This is a genomic window from Seongchinamella sediminis (genome assembly GCF_003457605.1).
GTDB lineage: Bacteria > Pseudomonadota > Gammaproteobacteria > Pseudomonadales > Halieaceae > Halioglobus > Halioglobus sediminis.
Genome location: NZ_QRAN01000021.1, coordinates 51,961 through 73,478 on the forward strand (window position 1 = coordinate 51,961; position 21,518 = coordinate 73,478).

Below are 21,518 nucleotides of genomic sequence, written 5' to 3' on the forward strand. Positions count from 1 at the left end.
GGGCATGGAAGCGTTCGCAGTTCTTGGTACCATTGAAATTTGGCTAAAGAGGCTTGGTGGAACTAAAATTGTCAATGTACCCTCAGGGTAAGTGCTGAATCGAGCGCGTAAAGGAGTTCACGGTGTCTGATATTCCAGAAGCGCACCCTCTAAGTCAGTTGATTTATGAGGGTGTGCTGGAACAACCGCCCTGGAAAAGGTTTCTGAAGCATCTTGAGGCCTATATGCGGGTGCATAGTGGCACACTGGTAATACGCCGGCCTCAGTCCTCTGACCCGGGCTTTACGGTTTATCTGTACTCAGATATGGATACACGAGCTTTAGAGGATTTTCGTACTAATGCCCATCGCGATTCACCGTTTGCAAAGTTGCCCGAAAAAAAGGTATTTACCCTCTACGACCGCGTTACGCGTTCCGAACTTGAATCGCTCGATTTTTATCAGTACTTAAAAACCTATGATGTGTCGGATTTAATCGGTTTTGATGTCTATGATAAACAGAGCCATATACGGCTTAGATTGCGGCTGACTCGGATAGGTGGTGCCCCAGCATTCTCGCAGGAAGACCGGGCTCGTATGGAGAGCATCGTCCCTCTGATGGATAATGCTTTGAAGCTATACAGCGCCTATACGCATAACAGTTTTATGGAAGAGTTCTACGAGAAGCTTCTCGGATCGATGGATATCGCTTCTGTGATCTTGAATGCAAAGCTGGAAGTGCTTTCTTCAAATATAAAGGCAGACCAGATTCTTACCTCCAAGGATGGTGTGTTCCTGCGCCGCAATACACTTCGTTGCAGTCATGGTCCCGATCAGAAAAAGCTGGAAGAAGTATGTCACGAGCTCATAGCAAGAGCTCGAGATCAAGGTCAGATCCAGCATACACGTAGCATATCGATTGATCGCGCGAGCTCTGATACGAAGTGGGATGTGCACATTCGTAGCGTAGAAAAGAAAAATGTGGCATTCGGAGAGGATGGGCCGGAACTAGTGTTGCTTTTGCAGGGCGCTGTTCGCGACTGCGTCCCCAGTCAGTCACGTTTGATTGAAACGTTCGGAGTTACCCCGGCTGAGGCGAAATTGATTACACATCTTGTAGACGGTCTAACACTTACCGCAGCGGCGGAAGCCCTGGGCGTATCTCGAAACACCGCCAGGACCCAGCTTTCGTCTATCTTTACCAAAACGGGCGTAAATCGCCAAAGCCAACTCGTGAAGTTAGTGTCGGATACATTCGCGACTCATTGGCAGTGAACTGTGGCTGGGGTATGACCAGTCTCTAATCAATTTCCAGGCTAAGCGGGTCGGTATTAGGCCCTTTATCCTAGCTCATAGTACAGGTGTACGATGCTCGCCTGATAATGCCGCTGTTAGTATCTGCTCTAATGCTACTCTACTTAGACGTTCAGGTTGGGGGTATCATTTCAAAATGTGCAATTTGAGTAGACCCTATGACGACTTACGCAACACTCGAAGACATTGAAAACTGTATGGAAAACGGCTGGACAGATGGTCTTCCCGTTATCCCACCCTATGGCAGTATTGTCGATGAGATGCTGGAAGCGATGGGTTGGCAGGCGCATGATGTCATTGGTGAAATAAAGTCGCAGAACATAGTTGTACGGGCCGAGAAAGCCGCAGCCACCGCAGTGATGGCCGGGTGCAAACCCGAATATGGCAAGTTGCTCAGAACCCTGACCGAAGGCTTGTTAGATCCTCTGCTCAACCTCAGTGGCGTCGAGGTCACTACCGGCGGTGCAGCCATTCTGGTGATTGTCAGTGGGCCGGTCGTCGAGGAAATGGGTTTTGAGCACAGCAACAATGCCCTGGGCGCCAATAAACGGGCCAATGCCACCGTTGGGCGTTTTGCGCAAATGATGCGTTATTTTTGCGGGAGGGGCGGTGGCGTGCTGCAAAGCCACGGCACGATTGGTCATCCCGGGCGTATCAGCTTTTGTATTGCCGAGCACCCCGAAACCGAGTGGGGGCCCTATCACACCCAGTATGGCTTGCCTGCAGAGGCCTCTGCGATCACCTTGATGTCGACGGAAGGCCCCAATTCTTGTAACAACCACTATGGCGATACCGGCGCCCAGATCCTCGACTCAATCGGTGACCTGATGTGCCACTTTGGCCAGACTGCCTGGTATTACCGGTCGGGTGGATTTGTGGTGGTAATCTCGCCAGACCACATGGCTCTGGTCGGCCGGGACTTCAGCCGTGAACAGGCGTTGGAATACATATATGAAAACGCCAGGCGCCAGACTGATAAGCTTGCTGAGGTAGGCCGCATTGCTAAAGTACCCATTGACTTCGCAGAAGTCGAGCCTGGAGCGATGCGCTCACCGTTGAAAAATCGAGAGCAGCTGACGTTTATTGAATGCGGCGGTGATGGCGGCCGGTTCTCAGCTGTCATTCCGCGCTGGGTTGGCAGCACCCATGCTGTCTGTAAGGAAATTACCTGAAACCACGCACAAAGTACCAACTCTTAACAAAGGAGATTGTAATGGCACAAACACCTAGTCAGAGTTTCGGAAGTAAAGACAACGATCCACCCGCCAAGCAGTTGACCAGCTGTGGTGATGTTAGCTGTGAATTGCTTGTGGACCCCATTCCCAGGCCAACGCCCGATCCAATCACTGTGACGCTAAAGCCCCGTGAGGCAAAAGTTACCTTTGTCGATCATCGCAAGCCCAACTCGAAGCTGATCATGCAGTATGCGCAAAAAGTGTTACGTGATCGGGGCGTCGAGGTTAACGATGTGATACTGGACAAGCCCGACGCCAGTGTCCGAATGACAGATGCCATGCTGCAATCGCTCTCCCAGGAGGGGGGGCTGGTTCTCTGCGGCATATCCGATTGAGGCAGTTGTTCGTCGGGCAGTTCGCTTGACTCAATAGCTTTACAGCGAGCCGGTGTTGCCGGATTCGCAATTTTGACCGAACCCTTTGGGGACCAGGTAGCTCGCAGTATGACCTATCAGCCATCTGATAAACCATTGCCTGCGGTAGTCATCAATCACCCAACACAAATGGTTGACGATGAAGTGTTACATCAACGTGCGGAACAGATTGCCGATGCAGTCGAGCGCTTACTCAATGATGAAGAACCGGAGAATCCAGCGCCATGAACAACGCTCTATCGGTACTCGGCACCGGCGTGTATCTACCGCCCTCAAAACCAGTGCGGGATATTGTCGCAGCTGCAGGTCAAGACCCCAGTGGGCATCAGGGCTGGGATAACTGTTGTCACGCCCTTGCAGACGATCACCCCAGCACCATGGGTGCAGACGCGTTGCGCAAAGCGCTGGAAGACGCAAACGTTGATCCCAGCGAGCTCAAGCTGGTTCTGTTTGCCGGTATGTCTCGTGATTACCTACCTTCGTGGTCAGTGGCCACTGAAATTATGAAAGAGCTGGGAGCCCCGGGTCATTGTATTGGCCTGGATATGACGATAGGGTGCTTGGGTGCCCTGTCGGCTCTGGATATGGCGCAGGGCTGGCTGGCAACGCACGGTGGCGGTGTGGCGGCAATCGTTGCTGCCGAGCGCTGGACCTATACGATTGACTACACCTCAATCGAAAACCTCGGCTTATGGGGTCACAGCGACGGTGCCGCGGCTACCGTAGTGAGTCTCGATACACCACATGAATCAAAGGGCTCTTTTTGTGGCGCTGAATTCGTTTCCCAGAGCGACCTGAACGGCACCGTTCTGGTGGAATACGGAGGAACGCGTTTCCCTATCGCTCCGGAGGGTGAAACGCCGTATCGGCGCAAGCTCATGGGGTTAAACCGAAATGATTTGCGCCAGCGCTACTCAGACGGCTATTCCGGCAGCTTTCAGGCCCTTAAGGCGCGATTTGATTGCAATCCCGAGCGGGTGATCATCAACCAGACCGCCAATCTGTTCCTGCACCTGATTGCCTCGGTCATTGAAATACCACACGAACAGTTTCTTGTGACCGGCCATGAGACAGGACACGTTGGCTCTGCGGATATTCTAATAGGGATAGATAGGCTGATACATGGTGGCGGCATCAATGAGCCATATCTTGTAGCGGGTAGTACGCCCTATGCATTTGGCTCGGGGTTACTGATACCTGCATAAGAGTGATTGCCGGCCAATGCCAAAAGTGATGAGAGTGAAGCGCCCTTACTGGGGCGCTTTGCTAGCCTGAGAATTTCAACAGGAGTTCCAATGTCAGATCAAGCTATTGATCTCAGCGATGACAACTTCGATGCGGAGGTGCTGAACTCCGACGTTGCGGTCTTGGTCGATTTCTGGGCTGTAGACGCAGACGCCCACCCGGCTATTCTGTCCAGGTTCGGTATTCGCGGAATACCCACGCTTATTGTCTTCAAGGGCGGCGAGCCTGTAGCGACAAAAACAGGGGCACTTTCCAAATTGCAACTGACTGAGTACGTCGATGGGGTTGTGTAGGCGATGGACCCCACCCAAAATCGCACTCGGGCTTCTAATGATTTTGGCACAAAGCCAGTAGAATGAGCGTAAATCTCACCGAATACAGCCATGGCGCCGGATGCGGTTGCAAGATTTCACCTGCGGTCCTGAGGCAGATCCTCGCCAGTGAAACGCAGCCATTTCATCATCCGCAGTTACTTGTGGGTAATGAAACCAGCGACGATGCGGCTGTCTATGATTTGGGGAACGGTACCTCGATTATCAGCACGACTGATTTTTTCATGCCGATAGTCGATGACGCCTTTACCTTTGGCCGCATTGCGGCCACCAATGCGATTAGCGATATCTATGCCATGGGCGGTACACCCATCATGGCCATCGCGATTCTGGGCTGGCCATTAGACAAATTGAGTCCCGAAGTGGCACAGCGAGTGATAGAAGGTGGTCGCCAGGCCTGTAGTAACGCCGGGATCAGTCTGGCTGGTGGCCACAGTATCGATAGCCCCGAGCCGATTTTCGGTTTGGCCGTAACCGGTGCAATTGACACAGCCAAGGTACTGCGAAACTCCACCGCAACCAAAGGCTGTCAGTTGTTCCTCACCAAACCGCTGGGTGTGGGTATTGTTACCACGGCGCAAAAAATGAAAATCCTCGATGAAAAAGATACAGGGCTTGCCGAAGGCTTTATGTGTCAGCTTAACCAGGCGGGTAACGCTTTTTCCGAGATCCGCGGCGTTTGTGCAATGACTGATGTCACCGGTTTTGGTCTTTTTGGCCACTTGCTGGAAATCTGTCGTGGAAGCAATCTTTCCGCCAAGTTGGACTTCGACAAGGTTCCCCTCATTCCCGAGGCGGAAAAATATCGCCTGCATGGCTCGATACCCGGCGGAACACAGCGCAACTTCGACAGCTATGGCGAGCACCTGCCCGACCTGAGTGAAAAGCAACTTCACTACGGTTGCGATCCTCAAACCAGTGGTGGATTGCTTGTGGCAGTTGAGCCTGACGCAGTCGACGAATTCTTGTGTTGTGCGATGAGCTTTGATTTGCAACTCAACAGCTTCGGTGAAATGAAGTCTGCGACAACTCAATGGATAGAGTTCTGATTCTATAAAATCCCGTTATGAGCGTATACGGCGCCATTCTCCCTCGCGTGGCGGATAACCAAAGACTGATGAGTAGGACGCTGCCGAAGTTTCTAATCGATTACGTTGATGGTGGAGCTATCGCTGAAAGGACTGCTGCACTTAATGAGACCGATTATTAAAATTGTGAATGTTTTCATCGCGTAAGCGCTTTGACCTCCGGAGAACACCGTGAGTAGTAGGCCGTCTCGTGCCATTGATAACTGCGTAACCATTGACGATCTACATCGATTGGCGCGGCGTCGGTTGCCCGCGCCTATGTATGAGTACCTCAGGGCCGGCGCAGAGGATGAAAAGGCGTTTGCGAATAACCGCGATGCCTTCTCTCGCGTTCAGCTGATACCCAACTATCTGCGCGATGTCAGTCAACTTGACACATCGACAAATGTGCTGGGCAGTAAGCTCGATATGCCACTGTTGCTGGCGCCCGTCGGCTTTTGCGGAATGTTCCATCACCAGCGTGAGCTAGCCGCGGCGGCGGCTGCAGAAACCTATTCAACGTTTTATTCGCTATCCACCTGGGGTTCATCGACACCGGAGGAGATAGCTGCTGCCTCTACCGGACCCAAAATGATGCAGCTGTATATTCCGGCAGACCGTGAAAGAGCCTATGCGCTAGCCGATCGGGCGAAGGCATGCGGATTCAGCGCGTTATGTGTAACCGTGGATACGCCTGTGCAGGGTAGCCGAGAGAAGGCATTGCGCATGGGCATGCCGCCACCGGCCAAAATGCCCCTCAGTTCGATTTTGAGCATTCTCAGTCATCCGCGTTGGCTGTTACATTTTGTCAAAAACAGGCCGACGCCCGGCGCCTGTCTGTTTGATCATCCACCCAGCGATCTGGAAATGATGGAAGCCGGTCCGGCTTGTGACCTGACCTTTGAAGACATCTCCCGACTGCGGCAGCGCTGGGATGGGCCACTGGCGGTGAAAGGTGTGTTGTCGCCGGGAGATGCGAGATTAGCAGTCGAGCACGGTGCCACGGCGATTATCTTGTCTAATCATGGCGGTAGGCAGTTTGACGCGGCCCCAGCCCCTATCGACCTGTTGCCGGCAGTGGTCACAGCCGTGGGTGATCGGGCGGAAGTGATTGTAGACGGTGGCGTTCGTCGTGGTGTTGACGTGTTGAAGGCCATCGCGATGGGGGCCACTGCCTGCATGATTGGCCGGTCCTATGTTTATGGGCTGGCGGCTGGCGGGCAATTGGGTGTAGAGCGGGCTTTGGCGATTCTTAAGGCCGAAATGGAGCGAAACATGGCACTGATGGGGGTTACCAGCATTGCCGATATACACGGCGGTTTCGTTCACCCCGCGAAGGATTTCGTCGATAGGCGCAAACCGGGTGATCTTTGCTGGGGAAACTATCTACTAAGCGAGTTGTGACCCGCATGCTTGGTCTGACCTTATTGGCCGCGGGCTGGGCCGGCTTTCGGCTCTATCAGGAAATAGCGAAACGCGGCAGCGAAGACCCACTCGTGTGGACGTCCATTATTCGCCCGCGGTTACTGCAGGACTTTCCGCAGTAATAGCAGCAGATCGCCCCGCGTCATAGCAATAGTTGGAAGCCGCACTGTCGATGCAAGAGAGTGGCGGAAGAGGTAGGAGTCGAACCTACCAGGCACGTTACTGCGCGCCTCACTGGTTTTGAAGACCAGGCACCCCACCGGGGATATCGCTCTTCCCTTGTAACTGACATTGTGTTCAGCGTTGCTATCTCAGTTCGATAGCGTTTGGATCTGAGATAATGCGCAAATTATCGCTCCTCTTTGTATAGCCAATTTTATCAAAGAACTCGAGTATTTCTATGGTCAGATTTCTGCCCAGGCCGAAAACCTGCTTTGCTTCGATCACCGAGATACCGCCTGACGTGTCAGTGAACTGATTAGTCAGCCTGGCTAGTTCCCTGATAGTGGCTGGTAGCGCCAGGCGTTTTTCGCCGATCTCAAACAGGTCACCTTTCTTGATAGCGGGGCGAGTCAGCATTTCCAGCTGCCTGGCATCAAAGCCCGTATCCCGCTGTAGCTCTGAACGCAGGGGAATATTCAGCCCCCTGGCTTGCATCTGCGTCTCTAGTTGCTGCCATTGGCGCTGTACCTGGTGAGACAGGGTGGGTTTGTGCCCTAGAGCCCGCACCAGTTGGTCCTGGTGGACGATCTGCTTTGCGCGAATACGATCTTCGAGCACGGCCCTGGACAGGTTGGTCGGTATGTGGGGGTAGACCAGCTTTTGTAACAACTCCGGCCGTATCCCGGGCTCCATGGGGCGTCCGCTATGCCATTGTGCAAGGCGCTGATCCATACAGTTAACATAGTCTTGCCACTGCTTTTTGGCGACGAGAGTGTCATCGCCATCGACATGTATCCTGACTAGGTTGTGGTCGTCAAATTGGGGTAGGCTCAGCAAATCGTCCAGTTCGGCCGGCGACAGGTTCCAGATGCGGCTACACTGCGGGAGACTTACAATATCACCGTTGCTAAACAGCATTTGCTCCAGTGCCGCTTCGGGTCGTCCCAATTCCAGTGCGTCGAGCTGCTTGAGGCGGCTCCTGCGTGACTTCCCCCACTGGGGTGCGTCCGGGTCGATAACGACGCCGCCTCCCAGCGTCGTACTCTCACTGTCATCCCGAAGCACAAAGCGGTCGCCGGCAAAAGCGAGCAGGTTTTTATCAAGGATCAGTTGGATGCGTTGGGCCGAGTCCTTGCCCTCGTTGCGGTCGAGAAAGTAGGTCTTCGCGCCTATGCGGCGGGTGCCAATGTAAAGCTTTACCCTGCCAAGGTGTTTTAATGAATGGCGCGGCCCCTCCACCGTCCAGCAGCGGGTATCCAACCGGCGGCTGGGCAGGGCAGTGGGGTGCGCACACAGAAAATCTCCACGGTTTACACGCTCCACAGACACCTTTCCGGCGATATTCAGTGCACAGCGCTGCCCGGCGTGACCTGCAGTTGCAGGTTTTCCCTGGGTATGAATCTCTCGTACCCGTACCATAATCTCCTGGTTATTGTTCTCAGCATACAAATGCAGTTTCAGCTCGTCTCCGGTATTAACGGAGCCAGATAAACAGGTGCCCGTCACCACCAGGCCTGAGCCTTTCTTGGTAAATACCCGATCGATGCACAATCGAAACTGTGCTTCGGTTGAACGCTGGGGCAAGGCATGCAGTTGATCCTGCAAAAGTGACTTCAGTTGATCCAGACCTTCCCCGCTGCGGTTCGAGACTTCGCACAGGGGAGAGCCGGAAATCAGTGCGCTGGTTTGTTCTACAACCCGCTTCCGTCGATCACCGTCGACCAGGTCGCACTTTGTGATGACGCCAGCAAATCTCTTTACACCCAGAATGCGCAGAAGTTGCAGGTGCTCGAGAGTTTGGGGCATCGGCCCATCGTCTGCCGCCACTACCAGCATGCCAAGGTCGATCCCGCTGATCCCAGAAATCATGGTGTTGATAAAGCGGTGGTGTCCTGGCACGTCTATGAAGCCAATGGGCTCGTCTCCGCCGGCTTCACTGAACGCGTATCCAAGTTCTATCGTCAGCCCTCGCTGCCTCTCTTCTTCCAGCCGGTCTGTATTGGTGCCGGTCAAGCGCTGTACCAGGCTGGTTTTGCCGTGGTCCACATGGCCTGCTGTGGCGACTAGCATGCGAGCGCATTCTCTAGCAGTGGAAGCTGTTCCAGGAAAAGTGATTCACAGTCGAGGCAGCGCAGGTCCAGTAATAATCTTCCGTCGTGTATGCGGCCAATTACTGGGCGTGGCAGCTTGCGCAGTTCAGTCGCCAGGCGCCTCAGATCGCTGTCGCGGTCCTCGGCTGATTCAATGGCGATGGCGAAGCTGGGAATGGTTTCGACCGGTAAGGCGCCGCTGCCAATCTGGCTGTAGCAGGGGGCTGTGGCCGACCGGTAGGCCTGCGGTAGATGGTTGGCAAGCTCACTGCACAGCCGCACTGCCTGTTCTTCGATGTCGCTTGCCGGGCGTGTCAGTTGTCGCAGTGTCGGTAGCGTCTGCGTCAGCGTCTCTGGGTGACGGTAAAGCTTGAGCACTTCAGACAATGCCGCCAGTATCATGCTGTCCACGCGCAGGGCACGCTTCAGCGGATTCTTACAGATACGGTCGAGCAGTGATTTCTTACCAGCTATAATGCCGCACTGTGGTCCGCCCAGTAGTTTGTCGCCACTGAAGGTAATCAGGTCTATGCCGTTGGCGATGTAATCAGAGGCTTTTGGCTCTCCAGGCAGGCCCAGATCGGCGAAGTCGATCAGGCAGCCGCTGCCGAGATCTACCATGCAGGGCAGCTTGTGTTCATGCGCCAGTTCGGCGAGGGTTTTCTCGTCCACCGATTGTGTGAATCCCTCGAGCCGGTAATTGCTGGTGTGCACCTTCATCAGTAAGGCGGTTTGCGCAGAAACTGCTGAGCGATAGTCCTTTAGGTGTGTGCGATTGGTTGCGCCAACTTCTACCAGGGTACAGCCTGAGGACTCCATCACTTCGGGCACGCGAAACGAGCCGCCGATTTCGACCAGTTCGCCCCTGGATACGGGCACTTCACGTCCTTTTGCCAATGTGCTTAAGGCCAGTACGACGGCTGCGGCATTGTTATTGACAACCGTTGCGGCTTCACTGCCCGTGAGCTCGCAGATCAGCGACTCGATGTGATTGTCGCGGTTCCCCCTTTGGCCGGTTTCGAGGTCGAACTCCAGATTATTGGGTAGCATCGCAGCTTGGCTGGCCGCCTCGGCAGCACCAGCAGGAAGGCATGCACGGCCAAGGTTGGTATGTATGACGACCCCCGAGAGATTGATGACTGGCCGCAGACCATTGGTGTCACTGGCAGACAGTGCCGCGTTTACCGCGGCGTGAACCGCTGGGATACTCCAGTCAGGAGTTTTTCCTGCAGTGATATCCTCGCGGATTCTGCGTAAGTGCTTTCGTATGGCATCGCTCGCCGCCTGATGTCCCCAGCGCGAGACGAGGTCCTGCGATGCCTGCAGTACTCGGTCAACCGATGGTAGTTCGCTTCTGGCGTCTCGATGTCCAGTCATCTAGTAACCCGCTGTCGTATCCACGACGTTCTGAAGCGGCTGGTTATTGGAAAAGGCCTTCACATTGGCGAAGAAGGGCGCCATCAAGCGCTCAATCATATTCGGGCCGCTCCAGGAGATATGGGGGCTGAGAAAAACTTGCGGATGTTGATATATCCAGTGGTTGGCAGGCAAGGGCTCGGGCTCCACGACGTCGAGGGAGGCGCGGCTTATGTGGCCATTATCCAGGTTTTCACGTAGTGCTTCCTGGTCAACAAGGTTAGCGCGGGATACGTTTACCAGGTGAGCACCCGGTTTCATTGCCTGCATGGCTTGGCCTCCCACAAGACCGTCGCTCTCGGGTGTGGAGGGCAGCGCTAGCACCACATGGTCTGACTGTTGTAACAGGTCATTCAGGTCCTCAATCAGTGTTACACCTGGGACAGGACTTGAGCGATGGGTACGTACCTTGGCTATAACATTCATGTCAAAAGAGAGGGCTCGTCTGGCTATAGCCTGGCCGATCGCACCAAAGCCTATAATCCCCAGGGTGCTATTTTCAAGGCACCCGAGGTCTGCCATATACCAGGCCTCGGGTGGTTTGGTAACCCAGCTATCTGGTAGCTGTTTTTCATGTGCGAGAAGCATGGCCATAACCCACTCGGCAATAGGAGCTGCGGTTGCGCCGCGGGAGCAAGTGACCAATTTTTCCTTGACCAGATGAAGCGGAAATTTATCAACGCCGGTTCCCAGGATATGTACCCAGCGCAAGTCATTGCAGTTATTGACGAGTTTCGGCAGGTCGGTGCCTCCGGCAGCGCTGACGAGGAGTGCGTCAGCTGCTACGCGTTCTCCGGGGTCATCGGTGCCGGGCAAAACAAACGCCTGTATATTCCGATCGAGGCTTTGTAGCTGTTCGATCAGTCCTGGAATTTCTGATTGTAGGGCCAGTCGCATGTCAGTATCCATCGAATGGAGCGGAATTACATCCGGTTCCGGTGTGCATAGAGTATAGGCCGAACATAACCCAGGTGTATCGTACAGATGTACTAACAGGACGGTATGGCTATTCGTCTACAGATACTCAAAGATTCTTCGGTCTCTAGCGACGTCATTCATACAGGTGTACTAAGCGCGGCGTGGAGATCATTACTATAATTCGCGCCAGTCGAAAATGTGTAGCACCCGAAAGCACATTCGAACACCTGTCTAGTCTCTAGTGAGTAAAGTGATGTTTTATGGTTGGCGAATAGTTGGCGGTAGTTTCCTCTCGCAGGCCTTTGTTATCGGCTTTTTTACTTATGCTGTCAGTCTCCTCACACAGCCCGTGCAAGAGAGTTTCGACGTTAGCGTCGAAATGGTTATGTACAGCCTGACTCTGGGGACATTTGCCGGCCTCTTTGCCATGCCAGTAGCCGGCGTGTTGCTAGACAAGCTGTCGTTGCGAGCGCTGTTCGCCGCAGGTATTGTGCTTTTCGCACTGGGGCTGTGGCTTTTGGGCCAGACCACGACGATTGTTCAGTATATTGTGGTTTTCGGCATCACCATGGCCCTGGCCAATGCACTGGCGGGCGCCATGATTTCCTCAGCGGTGGTATCTCGCTGGTTTATCGATAACAGGGGCAAGGCGCTTGGAATTGCCGCAACGGGTACCTCCGTGGGTGGCGTTCTCATTCCTGGGCTGGTCACATATTGGCTCCCTGACTACGGCTGGCGCGGCACTCTTGAGAATCTGTCTATAGTGATGTTGCTTATCGTGCTGCCGGTGGTTCTGTGGACCATACGCAGTTGGCCCTCCGAGGTCGGTATAGAGTTGTCAGCAGAGGGGGAGGGCGCCGACGCCGATGCCGCCGCGGCGCAGCTTGGCCTGGGATACATCCTGCGTAACGCCAATTTCTGGTGGCTTGCGGTTTCACTCGGGCCTCTTTTCAGTACCTACACCGCGATTCTGTCCAATTTGACACCCTATGCCAAGCTGCTTGGGCACGGGGAGGTCTCTGCATCCGGCCTGATTATGATCATTGCGGTTTGTGGTCTCCTGGGCAAGCTGATATTTGGCGTGGCCGCCGACAAGGTCGGCCACAAGGTGGCGCTGTGGGCAGCGCAGCTACTGCAGGCGGCAGGTTTAGTCCTGTTGGCATTGGAACCCGCCTACTACGTGATCGTGCTGGCTTGTATCTCCCTGGGCCTGGCTGCGGGCGGTATGTTGCCCGTGTGGGGCGCCCTGATCGCAGATCTTTTCGGCCTGCAGAGCTACGGCCGTGCCTTCGGCCTGATGGGGCCTATTATTACGCTGTTTGTGATGATGGGCTTTCCCCTGGTGGGTAGATTGTTCGATGTCACGGGCAGCTTCAGCCTCGGCCTGTGGATTTCGGCGGCCCTGATGGCAGTGGCCGCTATTCTTCTCGTACCACTTCGTCTGTCTCAGGAGTCCTAGAAATGCGTTTTTTGTCAGTTATCCTCGCGTCGCTTATTGCCAGCTTGCCTCTGCAGTCAATCGGGGACGAGCAGAGGGTATTCGAATTTACCTATGAAATTGTGTCCGGTGATCTGCCCGCGGGAGAAGCGGTGGACATCTACATCCCGCTGCCCGCTGAGCATGCAGACCAGCGTATTCTTGAGCAGGCTTTGGAGTCATCTGTGCCTGGCAAGACCGGTGTCGAGAAAAACTACGACAACGGCTATTACCGTATTACCAGGCCCGCGGGCTCGGATGCCCCGATCAAGGCCAGCCTGAGTTGGACCGTTGTTCGCAATACGGTGCGGGCAGGTAGTGAAACGGCACTCAGCGACGCCGAAAGGGCCCGGTTCCTGGCGCCCAACGCCCTGGTTCCTGTTGGGCATGAGGTTCTTCAGCCGATACTGGAGGAGATCCACTTACAGCGCAGCGATGATTCACCTTCCGCCACCGCTAGAGCCATCTACGATTGGATTGTGGATAATGTGGAGTACAAAAAAGTCGGCACCGGCTGGGGCAATGGCGATACCTTCTGGGCCTGCAGCGAGCGCTACGGCAATTGCACCGATTTTCACGCATTGTTTGTGGCGCTTGCCCGCAGCGAGGGGATTCCGGCTCGTTTTGAGATCGGCTTTCCGGTGCCCCAGGCGCGCCCTGCAGGCGATGTAGGCGGCTACCACTGCTGGGTGCAGTTTTATATTCCCGGCGAGGGCTGGATACCGATCGACGCCTCCGAGGCAGCCAAGCACCCCGAAAAGCGGGAGCTGTTCTACGGTACCCATCCTGCAGATCGTATCCACTTTACTACCGGGCGCGACCTGGTTGTGAGTGAGGCGAGCGAGAAGCAGCCTCTCAACTACTTTATTTACCCTTACGTGGAAGTTGGAGGGAAGCCATGGCAGGGTAAAGTCAACACCCGGTTCAGCTATCGTGAGTTTTCCGAGCCCACATTGGCTTACAAGGGCGAGTCATAGATACGTCGGTAGTGACGCGACCTTCCCCGTACAATAGGAATTATCCATGACATCACATCATCGTCTTATCATCCTGGGCTCGGGCCCTGCTGGGTACACTGCAGCGGTATACGCGGCACGCGCCAACCTGAACCCGGTCGTAATCACTGGCATGCAACAGGGTGGGCAACTGACAACCACCACCGAAGTAGAGAACTGGCCCGGCGGCCACGCGGAATTGCAGGGCCCTGAATTGATGCAGAATATGCAGGATCACGTCGCGCGCTTTGGCACTGAGATCATTTTCGATCACATCGACGAGGTGGATTTGAACACCAGGCCGATGATACTGAAGGGTACCGCCAGTTATACCTGTGACGCACTGATCATAGCTACCGGCGCTTCCGCCCAATACCTGGGCCTGCCCAGCGAACAAGCCTTTATGGGTAAGGGGGTGAGTGCCTGTGCCACCTGCGACGGTTTTTTCTATCGCAACAAGAAGGTTGCGGTAATAGGTGGTGGTAACACCGCGGTAGAAGAGGCCCTCTACCTCTCCAACATCGCTTCCGAGGTAGTGCTTGTGCACCGCCGTGACGCATTGCGCTCGGAAAAAGTGCTGCAGGACCGCCTGCTCGCCCGTGAGAAAGATGGCAATGTGACCATCATGTGGGACCACACCCTGGACGAGGTGCTGGGTGATGACTCCGGTGTTACCGGCATGCGCATCAAGTCGGTAAAAGATGGCGCCACCACCGACATTGATCTGGCTGGTGTATTTGTCGCCATTGGCCACAAGCCCAACACCGATATTTTTGCCGGCCAACTGGACATGAAAGACGGTTACATCATCATCAACAGCGGCCTTGAGGGCAATGCCACCGGCACCAGTGTGCCCGGTGTGTTTGCCGCAGGCGATGTGGGCGATCATATTTACCGCCAGGCGGTAACCTCCGCCGGCTTTGGTTGTATGGCGGCGCTGGATGCGGAGAAGTACCTCGATGATGGCGTGTAGACCCGCTGCCGCCTACCCGTTAGTTAAGCTCTTCCTTGCCACGCTCTGTTTGACGCTGCTGCCATTAGCCAGCATGGCGGCTAGCCCGGGCTGTGGCGAGGCATGCACAGGGTATACTGATGCAGGCAAGCTTTATGCTAACGACGACGCTAAACTGATCCAGTCCTTCACGCTGGTGGGGCGCATGCAATACCAACTGGGCTATGTTGACGGTGAAGCCGGTGGTGACAGTTTTCACAGTGGCTGGCAAGACGAACTGCGGCGCCTCTATGTTGGCGCCTATGTAAACGCCCTGGGTTTTATGCGCATCGGTGGCCAGGCCAATGTCGCCCGTGATAATGGTAGAGACCGGGATATCGAGTTTCAGCAGATGTGGGACCTGACCGTCAGTGCGGATCTGCATAAACTGTCAAACTGGAATCGCGACAGCCAATTGACAGTGGGTTACGGGGTCCGAGAGGTCAATATGAGCGAAGAATGGAATGTATCTTCCAAGAAGATTCATACGGTTGAGCGCTCGGCGATCTCCAACAAAATCTGGCCCTATGACGGCGCGTTTTCCAACCCCACCGGAGCCTATGCACAATGGTCGAAGGGCGCGCTGAAGTCCACTGCAGGGGTGTTCAGCACTAGCACACACGACTACTGGGCCCAGTGGGATGACGGTGAGCTTTTCTACCTGAAGTTTCTCTATGATCGCTCTGCCTCCAGTGCCGCTGACAAATCCGAGCTGCTGTGGACGATGTTCTACCAGGACACGGAAGCCGGTGAGGAGGCTCTTGCCAATGGTCTGCAGTGGGCCAGTTCACTGTCCACCCGCTTCGGCAGCGGCGACTGGACCATGCGGCTGGAGGGGATCTACGGCGATAACGGCGAGTTCGACAGCGCTGGACGGCAGAAGGCTGATGAACGACAGGGGGATTTCTGGGGTATCGTTGTTCTACCTACGGTGTGGTTATGGCAGGACCGTCTCGAGGGTGTGGCGCGCTACCAGTACCAGGCAGCCCAGGAGGCCGAGGGTATACGCCTCAACAGCCGCTATGTACGCCGCTCTGAAACAGCGGAGGAAGACATAGCCATTCCGCTGGGCGGGCGGGGAGACAAGCACCACAGTGGTTACCTTGGCCTGAACTATTATCTCTGGAAGCATAATCTGAAGTTGATGTTGGGCCTGGAGTACGACGACATCAATTCCGGTAGCCGGGATGTGTATTCCGGCTGGACGTCATTCTTTGCGATTCGGACCTATTTCTGAATCGCACTGATTCCCTCACGGGCCTTGTTTAAGTAATAAAGTAGCAAGGTGTTGCCAGCGCGATTGTGTTACTGTTCACTGTTCAACGCCCTGGTTGATGCGCTACACATAAGCAACTGAGGTTTGAACAGTGATCGACAACCATCTGGCCCGCACCGGGATAACCCTGCTTGCTCTATCGGCACTCCTGCTCGGTTGCGCCCGGGATGAAGATAGCCTGAAAACGCCAGCCGCAGCCGCGGCGGACCTGGTTTTCATTGGTGGCCCCATTGTCACTATGGATGCAGCGCAGCCCAGCGCTGAGGCGATCGCTATTGGCGATGGGAAAATCCTGGCTGTGGGCTCCGAGGCGACCATCGAGACATTGAAGACTGCCCGGACCGAGGTGATCGACCTGCAAGGGTGTACCCTGGTACCCGGCTTTATCGACGGCCATAGCCACTTCTCCATGGCCACCACGTCCGCCAATTGGGCTAACCTCTCCGGTGCCCCGGTGGGAAAGGCCAGGGACATCGCGGGTGTCGTCGCCCAATTGCAGGCCCAGGCAGAGCTCAATGGGACCAGCGAGGGCGACTGGCTGGTGGGCTTCGGCTACGATGCCGATACGCTTTCTGACGGGCGCGAAATGACCCGGGATGATCTCGATGCAGCTTTTCCGGAAACCCCGGTTATCGCCATCCATGTCTCCTTTCACGGTGCGGTACTGAACAGTCGCGCTTTCGCCGCAATCGGTTACGACGAAACAACCCCGACCCCAGCCGGTGGCGTGATCGTTCGGCGCGAAGGCAGTAATGAGCCGCTGGGCCTGGTGATGGAAACCGGTTGGTTTCCCGCAGCCAGGGCCTTGCCGCAACCGCAGGGGGAGGCTCGTTTCGAGAACATCAAGTTGGCGCAGGCTTTGTACGCCAGCAACGGCGTTACCACCGCCCAGGATGGCGCAACCAGCGCGGCAAACTTTGCCCTGTTCAATGAAGCGTCCCGGCGCGGGGACCTCTACCTTGACCTGGTTGCGCTGGGAAACGCAGAAGAGCTGGCACAATTTACTGCTGACCAACAGCAATATGCCGATTACGACGGCCGCCTCAAGCTGGGAGGCATCAAGATACTCACTGACGGCTCACCCCAGGGTAAGACAGCGTTCTTCAGTGAGCACTACCTCACCGGTGGGCCCGGCGGCGAAACGGGCTGGCGCGGGGAGCCCACCGAACCCCCGGAAGCGATAGAGCACCTGGTGGAGTCCGTCTACAGCGCTGGCATGCGTGCCTTTGTCCATGCTAATGCCCATGCAGCGGTGGACATCGTTTTGAACGCCCACAAGAAGCACCTGGACAAGGCAGGGGATGACCCGCGCACGGTGATTATCCATTCCCAGTTTGTTCGGCGCGATCAACTGGAGGACTATGCGCGTTACGGCATGGTGCCATCCTTCTTCAGTAATCACGCATTCTTTTGGGGTGACGTTCACGTGAAGAACCTGGGGCCTGAACGCGCCCATTTCCTCAGCCCCATGAAGACGGCTGCAGAGCTTGGTATCCGATTTACCAATCACAATGACTATATCGTCACGCCAATGAACCAGTTGTTTACCATGTGGACCGCGGTCAACCGGGTATCCCGCTCGGGGCAGGTCATCGGCGCCAAGGAGCGCATAACACCGGAACAGGCCCTGCGAGCGATTACCCTGGACGGCGCGTTTCAGAACCGTGAAGAGGACAGCAAGGGCTCTCTAACGGTGGGCAAACTGGCCGATCTGGTGGTGCTCGATGCCAACCCCCTCACTGTCGACCCAATGGCTATCAGGGACATCCAGGTTGTCGCGACCTATAAGGAAGGCCACAGGATTTATCCCCGCTAGGATAGGGCGCCCAGGGGTCGAACCAGCCGCAGCAGAGTTAAATGTACGAAGTTGACACATCAGCCCGCAAATCTCACCATTGAATTGAAATAGGCCTCTGTCTGGTGCATAAAGTAAGAGCTGACAGGCACTTACGAAGCACGAGAGGCAGAGGCCTATGAATACACAGTGTAATCCCACTCAGCTTGAATTTCGCGCTCTAGGACGCCGGGATGTGGTGGGTTGCTTCGATGGCGGCCGGATTACCTCCGATGGCGGTGGATTATTGCTGCGGGAGGTCGACCAGCGTATCGGTCTGCTGAACCGGATGGCCAGTGGCTTCACCGATTACCGCAATCCCAACAGCATCGAACACAGCGTTCACGCCCTGGTGGCACAGCGAGTTTATGGCCTGGCCCTGGGCTATGAGGATCTCAATGACCACGATGTACTGCGGGCGGACAGTGCCCTGGCACTGCTGGTCGGCAACCAGGAACTGACCGGTGAACACCGCGAACGGGAACAGGATCGCGGCAACCCCCTGGCCGGTTCCTCCACCCTCAATCGCCTGGAACTCAGTGATCCTGCTTCGGTGGCGACTGACCGCTACAAAAGGATTGCGGCGGATCCGGCGTCACTGGACCGGCTGTTGGTGGATCTGTTCATCGGGTCCCACGGGAAGCCACCGCGGGAGATCTGGCTGGATCTGGATGCCACGGACGATCCTCTACACGGTCACCAGGAGGGCCGTTTCTTCCACGGTTACTACCGGTGTTTTTGCTACCTGCCACTGTATATTTTTTACGGTGAGCTATTGGATATTGAGTTTACTTTCGTACCACATAACCAGAGTTTTTCAAATCCCAGGTGTGCTCGTTAACACCCTGATCCTGCAATTTGAATTTCTGAACTTTGTTGGTTGGGGTGTAGGGCAATGATTCGGCAAACTCAAGGTAGCGGGGTACGAAATAATGCGGCGCATTGTCATTAATGAAGTCGCAGATTGCTTCCGCAGATTCGCCTGAGCCGTTCTTCAAGACAATATTCAGCTTCAGTTCTTGCTCACTTTCGACTTCCTCGGAAGTAATGCCGAAGGCAGCGACATCCTTAACGGCTGGATGACGGCGAACAACACTCTCGACCTCAAGGGTTGAGATATTGCGGCCAGCATAGCGAAGGGCATCTTTCTTGCGGTCCGCATAAAAATACGCGCCAGTGGCAGGATCCTGTCTCGCCAGGTCGCCGCTGCGGTAGAAGTCACCGAAATAGGCTTCAGCCGTGGCTTCCGGGTTGTTGAAGTAGCCATTGAAGAGCACATAGGGTTTTAGCGGTTTGATACAGATCTCGCCGACTTCCCCGGGTGCCACTTCGTTTCCGTTATCATCAAGTAAGCGGACAGAGGTGTCGGCATTCGGAAAGCCGAGCGCATACACTGGAACATCTTCGCGATTCTGTATCTGAGTCATAATCAGTTGGCATTCACTCTGCCCGAGTCCCGTGCGAATGAGCTTTACGCCGAAACGATGCTCGAAAACCGGCCATTGGGCCGGCGCCAGCGGCACGATCTGTGCGAGTCGCAGTGGCGTCGCGCTGTCATCATCCCGCTCTGGTGCATTAAGCAGGAATGCGCCCATTGCGCCAAGGAGGAATGTCTGTGTGGCGCCAAATTGTTTGATTCGGTCCCAGAAAGTTGTGACTGAGAAACGCGGCTCGATTATGCAAGGGATACCTTCTAGTAATGCGCGATAAATACAGGTAATCCAGGCCGCAGTATGAAACAGCGGCAACACACAGTAGATGCTGTCGCCAGGACGTGAATCATATTGGATACTGCAACCGTCAATAATTGGACGTATCCAACAGTTATAGCTTTGTAGTACGCCTTTGGATTTTCCGGTAGTGCCCGAAGTCCAGAGAATGGCGCAGTTATCACCATAATGCAGTTCGGAATAGTCGAAATGGGGTGCAGTATCTGATTGATCCAGTAGCCGTTGATAGTCAATGGGGTGCCTCAGAGCACTCGCTTCCACGTCGCCAAGAAGTAGGATAGTGTCTGTGCCAAGATGCTCTTCAATTTCGGCTATGCGATCCTGGTATTGATCATCGGTGATCAATACTTTGGAGCGAGACATCTGCAGGTTTTCCAGCAACCACGCACCTTTGTAGTCGCCATTGATTGGTGTCCAGATCGCCCCCAGCTTGTTGATGGCCAGCGCCAGTAATACCATTTCCGGGCGATTGCCCAGAAAGAGGGAAACAATATCTTCCTGACCCACACCAAGTCCCTGCAATCCGGCTGCCAGCCTGTCACTTAGTGCGTCCGCCTGGGCAAAGGTAATTTTAGTGTTATCAGTTACAAGAAACGGTGTGTCACCGCAGTTTTTAGCCTGCTGTTTGAGGATGCGTGGGAACGTCCTCTCGGCGGTATCAGAGAGATCAAGCTTGTTCATGAACTGCCTCGGAAGTGTTTGTTCGCAAATGCTATTGATGTTGGCTCCGTTGAATGATCAACTCAGGTCATTCTGAAGTCAGTGAACGGCCTAAGGTCACATCACCCTCGATAGTGGTGCGGTTGATGATCCGCTTTACACCAGGTTTGGTGCCTGTTGTGCAATGCATGGCTCGCCAGTTATCCCAGAGCACCATGTCGCCCTCTCGCCATTTGTGAAAATATGTGAATTCCGGCTTTTTAGCATGCGCTACCAAACGTTCCAGTAGTTCGATGGACTCGTCATTTGACAGGCCAAATTGCTGCGGGGTAATGACCCGGTCCAGGAACTGCTCAATCACTTCGAGGATCTTACGGCCACTAATGGGGTGGGTGACGACAGCTGGGTACACAGCGTCAACAAAATCCGGAAAATTGACATCAGCCGGCTTTCTGGGGCTATAGGGGCCAGGTTCATAACCTTCCAGATCGACATAGCGCATATGGCGACGCTGCATGCTGAAACTATAAGCTACCTCCAGTTTTTCCAGTATGGACTTTGTTTCGTCGTCCAGGGCGTCATAAGCTTTGGCAAGATCGCCAAAACCGGTGAGGCCGTCTTCCTCGGCAACAACTACCGCGCGTAACAGCGCGCCGTGATTGGGACGCCCCGTGTAATGCAGATCCTTATGCCAATCCAGGCGCCCTACGATTTCCTCGCCCTTATAATAGGCAGTGAAAAACTTATCTTTCTCGCCGCCATTCTCAAGTACGAACAATTCCGGGTAGTCGACTCTGGTCGTGGCCTCAAGAGGGTGCATTTCCAGTGGGCCGAAAATCCGGCTGAACTCTATTTGCTTTTCAGGGGTGATGTCCTGATTGCGTATTCCGGACCAACGTGACCACCCATTCCGTTTCATCGTAACCGCCTGTTCCGGGCGATCGTGACCGCTCATTCCGTTTCATCGTGACCGATTTCAGGGCTTTCCCCGGAATCGGC

The 21,518-nt window shown here is 54.9% G+C and carries 18 protein-coding genes, 1 tRNA gene and 1 pseudogene; 14 read left to right on the plus strand and 6 right to left on the minus strand.

Annotated features, from left to right (window positions below):
- The first annotated feature begins 122 nt into the window (after positions 1 to 122).
- The 8 genes and pseudogenes from DWB85_RS19440 to DWB85_RS16430 all read left to right on the plus strand — a co-directional run bounded on the left by DWB85_RS19440 (position 123) and on the right by DWB85_RS16430 (position 6,949).
- On the plus strand, positions 123 to 1,253 hold the full coding sequence (locus tag DWB85_RS19440; protein WP_133300653.1) for a helix-turn-helix transcriptional regulator: 1,131 nt from the start codon (positions 123 to 125) through the stop codon (positions 1,251 to 1,253).
- Between the two features lie 197 nt (positions 1,254 to 1,450).
- A complete protein-coding gene (locus DWB85_RS16405) occupies positions 1,451 to 2,464 on the plus strand; it encodes a hypothetical protein (protein ID WP_117956726.1) in 1,014 nt (337 codons plus the stop codon).
- Positions 2,465 to 2,505: 41 nt separating this feature from the next.
- Positions 2,506 to 2,862 (plus strand): hypothetical protein, encoded by a 357-nt coding sequence (locus DWB85_RS20060; RefSeq protein WP_117956728.1) that lies wholly within the window; start codon positions 2,506 to 2,508, stop codon positions 2,860 to 2,862.
- Positions 2,863 to 2,874: 12 nt separating this feature from the next.
- Positions 2,875 to 3,129 (plus strand): annotated as a pseudogene (locus DWB85_RS20065) (UGSC family (seleno)protein); the annotation flags it as partial.
- Positions 3,126 to 4,106, plus strand: a complete 981-nt coding sequence (locus tag DWB85_RS16415; RefSeq protein WP_117956730.1) for a 3-oxoacyl-ACP synthase III family protein — start codon at positions 3,126 to 3,128, stop codon at positions 4,104 to 4,106. The pseudogene DWB85_RS20065 and the gene DWB85_RS16415, both read left to right, overlap by 4 nt.
- Positions 4,107 to 4,196: 90 nt before the next feature.
- Complete coding sequence (locus DWB85_RS16420) at positions 4,197 to 4,439, plus strand: thioredoxin family protein (protein WP_117956732.1); 243 nt, start codon at positions 4,197 to 4,199, stop codon at positions 4,437 to 4,439.
- Between the two features lie 62 nt (positions 4,440 to 4,501).
- On the plus strand, positions 4,502 to 5,527 hold the full coding sequence (gene selD, locus DWB85_RS16425; RefSeq protein ID WP_117956734.1) for a selenide, water dikinase SelD: 1,026 nt from the start codon (positions 4,502 to 4,504) through the stop codon (positions 5,525 to 5,527).
- A 210-nt stretch (positions 5,528 to 5,737) separates the two neighbouring features.
- A complete protein-coding gene (locus DWB85_RS16430) occupies positions 5,738 to 6,949 on the plus strand; it encodes an alpha-hydroxy acid oxidase (RefSeq protein WP_275400744.1) in 1,212 nt (403 codons plus the stop codon).
- A 204-nt stretch (positions 6,950 to 7,153) separates the two neighbouring features.
- On the opposite strand, the gene DWB85_RS16435 is transcribed toward DWB85_RS16430, so the two are convergent.
- From DWB85_RS16435 to DWB85_RS16450, 4 genes are all read right to left on the minus strand, one after another.
- A tRNA-Sec gene (locus tag DWB85_RS16435) sits at positions 7,154 to 7,248 on the minus strand.
- A gap of 28 nt (positions 7,249 to 7,276) precedes the next feature.
- Complete coding sequence (selB, locus tag DWB85_RS16440) at positions 7,277 to 9,202, minus strand: selenocysteine-specific translation elongation factor (RefSeq protein WP_117956739.1); 1,926 nt, start codon at positions 9,200 to 9,202, stop codon at positions 7,277 to 7,279.
- A complete protein-coding gene (selA, locus tag DWB85_RS16445) occupies positions 9,196 to 10,599 on the minus strand; it encodes an L-seryl-tRNA(Sec) selenium transferase (protein ID WP_117956741.1) in 1,404 nt (467 codons plus the stop codon). The genes selB and selA overlap by 7 nt, the downstream gene beginning before the upstream one ends.
- On the minus strand, positions 10,600 to 11,547 hold the full coding sequence (locus tag DWB85_RS16450) for an NAD(P)-dependent oxidoreductase (RefSeq protein ID WP_117956743.1): 948 nt from the start codon (positions 11,545 to 11,547) through the stop codon (positions 10,600 to 10,602). It lies immediately after the preceding gene.
- A gap of 250 nt (positions 11,548 to 11,797) precedes the next feature.
- On the opposite strand from DWB85_RS16450, the gene DWB85_RS16455 reads away from it, so the two are divergent.
- The 6 genes from DWB85_RS16455 (at position 11,798) to DWB85_RS16480 (ending at position 18,970) form a co-directional block, all read left to right on the plus strand.
- Positions 11,798 to 13,015, plus strand: a complete 1,218-nt coding sequence (locus DWB85_RS16455; RefSeq protein WP_239017358.1) for an MFS transporter — start codon at positions 11,798 to 11,800, stop codon at positions 13,013 to 13,015.
- Between the two features lie 2 nt (positions 13,016 to 13,017).
- Positions 13,018 to 14,010, plus strand: a complete 993-nt coding sequence (locus tag DWB85_RS16460; RefSeq protein ID WP_117956745.1) for a transglutaminase-like domain-containing protein — start codon at positions 13,018 to 13,020, stop codon at positions 14,008 to 14,010.
- A 46-nt stretch (positions 14,011 to 14,056) separates the two neighbouring features.
- Positions 14,057 to 15,001, plus strand: a complete 945-nt coding sequence (trxB, locus tag DWB85_RS16465; protein ID WP_117956747.1) for a thioredoxin-disulfide reductase — start codon at positions 14,057 to 14,059, stop codon at positions 14,999 to 15,001.
- A complete protein-coding gene (locus DWB85_RS16470) occupies positions 14,988 to 16,256 on the plus strand; it encodes a hypothetical protein (RefSeq protein WP_162846171.1) in 1,269 nt (422 codons plus the stop codon). The genes trxB and DWB85_RS16470 overlap by 14 nt, the downstream gene beginning before the upstream one ends.
- Positions 16,257 to 16,386: 130 nt before the next feature.
- On the plus strand, positions 16,387 to 18,111 hold the full coding sequence (locus tag DWB85_RS16475; RefSeq protein ID WP_205422774.1) for an amidohydrolase: 1,725 nt from the start codon (positions 16,387 to 16,389) through the stop codon (positions 18,109 to 18,111).
- A gap of 157 nt (positions 18,112 to 18,268) precedes the next feature.
- Positions 18,269 to 18,970, plus strand: coding sequence for a transposase (locus DWB85_RS16480; RefSeq protein WP_117956751.1), 702 nt, complete (start codon positions 18,269 to 18,271; stop codon positions 18,968 to 18,970).
- Here the strand turns inward: DWB85_RS16480 and DWB85_RS16485 are convergent.
- Positions 18,918 to 20,540 (minus strand): AMP-binding protein, encoded by a 1,623-nt coding sequence (locus tag DWB85_RS16485; protein ID WP_117956754.1) that lies wholly within the window; start codon positions 20,538 to 20,540, stop codon positions 18,918 to 18,920. The genes DWB85_RS16480 and DWB85_RS16485 overlap by 53 nt on opposite strands.
- Before the next feature lie 67 nt (positions 20,541 to 20,607).
- A complete protein-coding gene (locus DWB85_RS16490) occupies positions 20,608 to 21,474 on the minus strand; it encodes a TauD/TfdA dioxygenase family protein (RefSeq protein ID WP_117956756.1) in 867 nt (288 codons plus the stop codon).
- Positions 21,475 to 21,518: the final 44 nt, after the last annotated feature.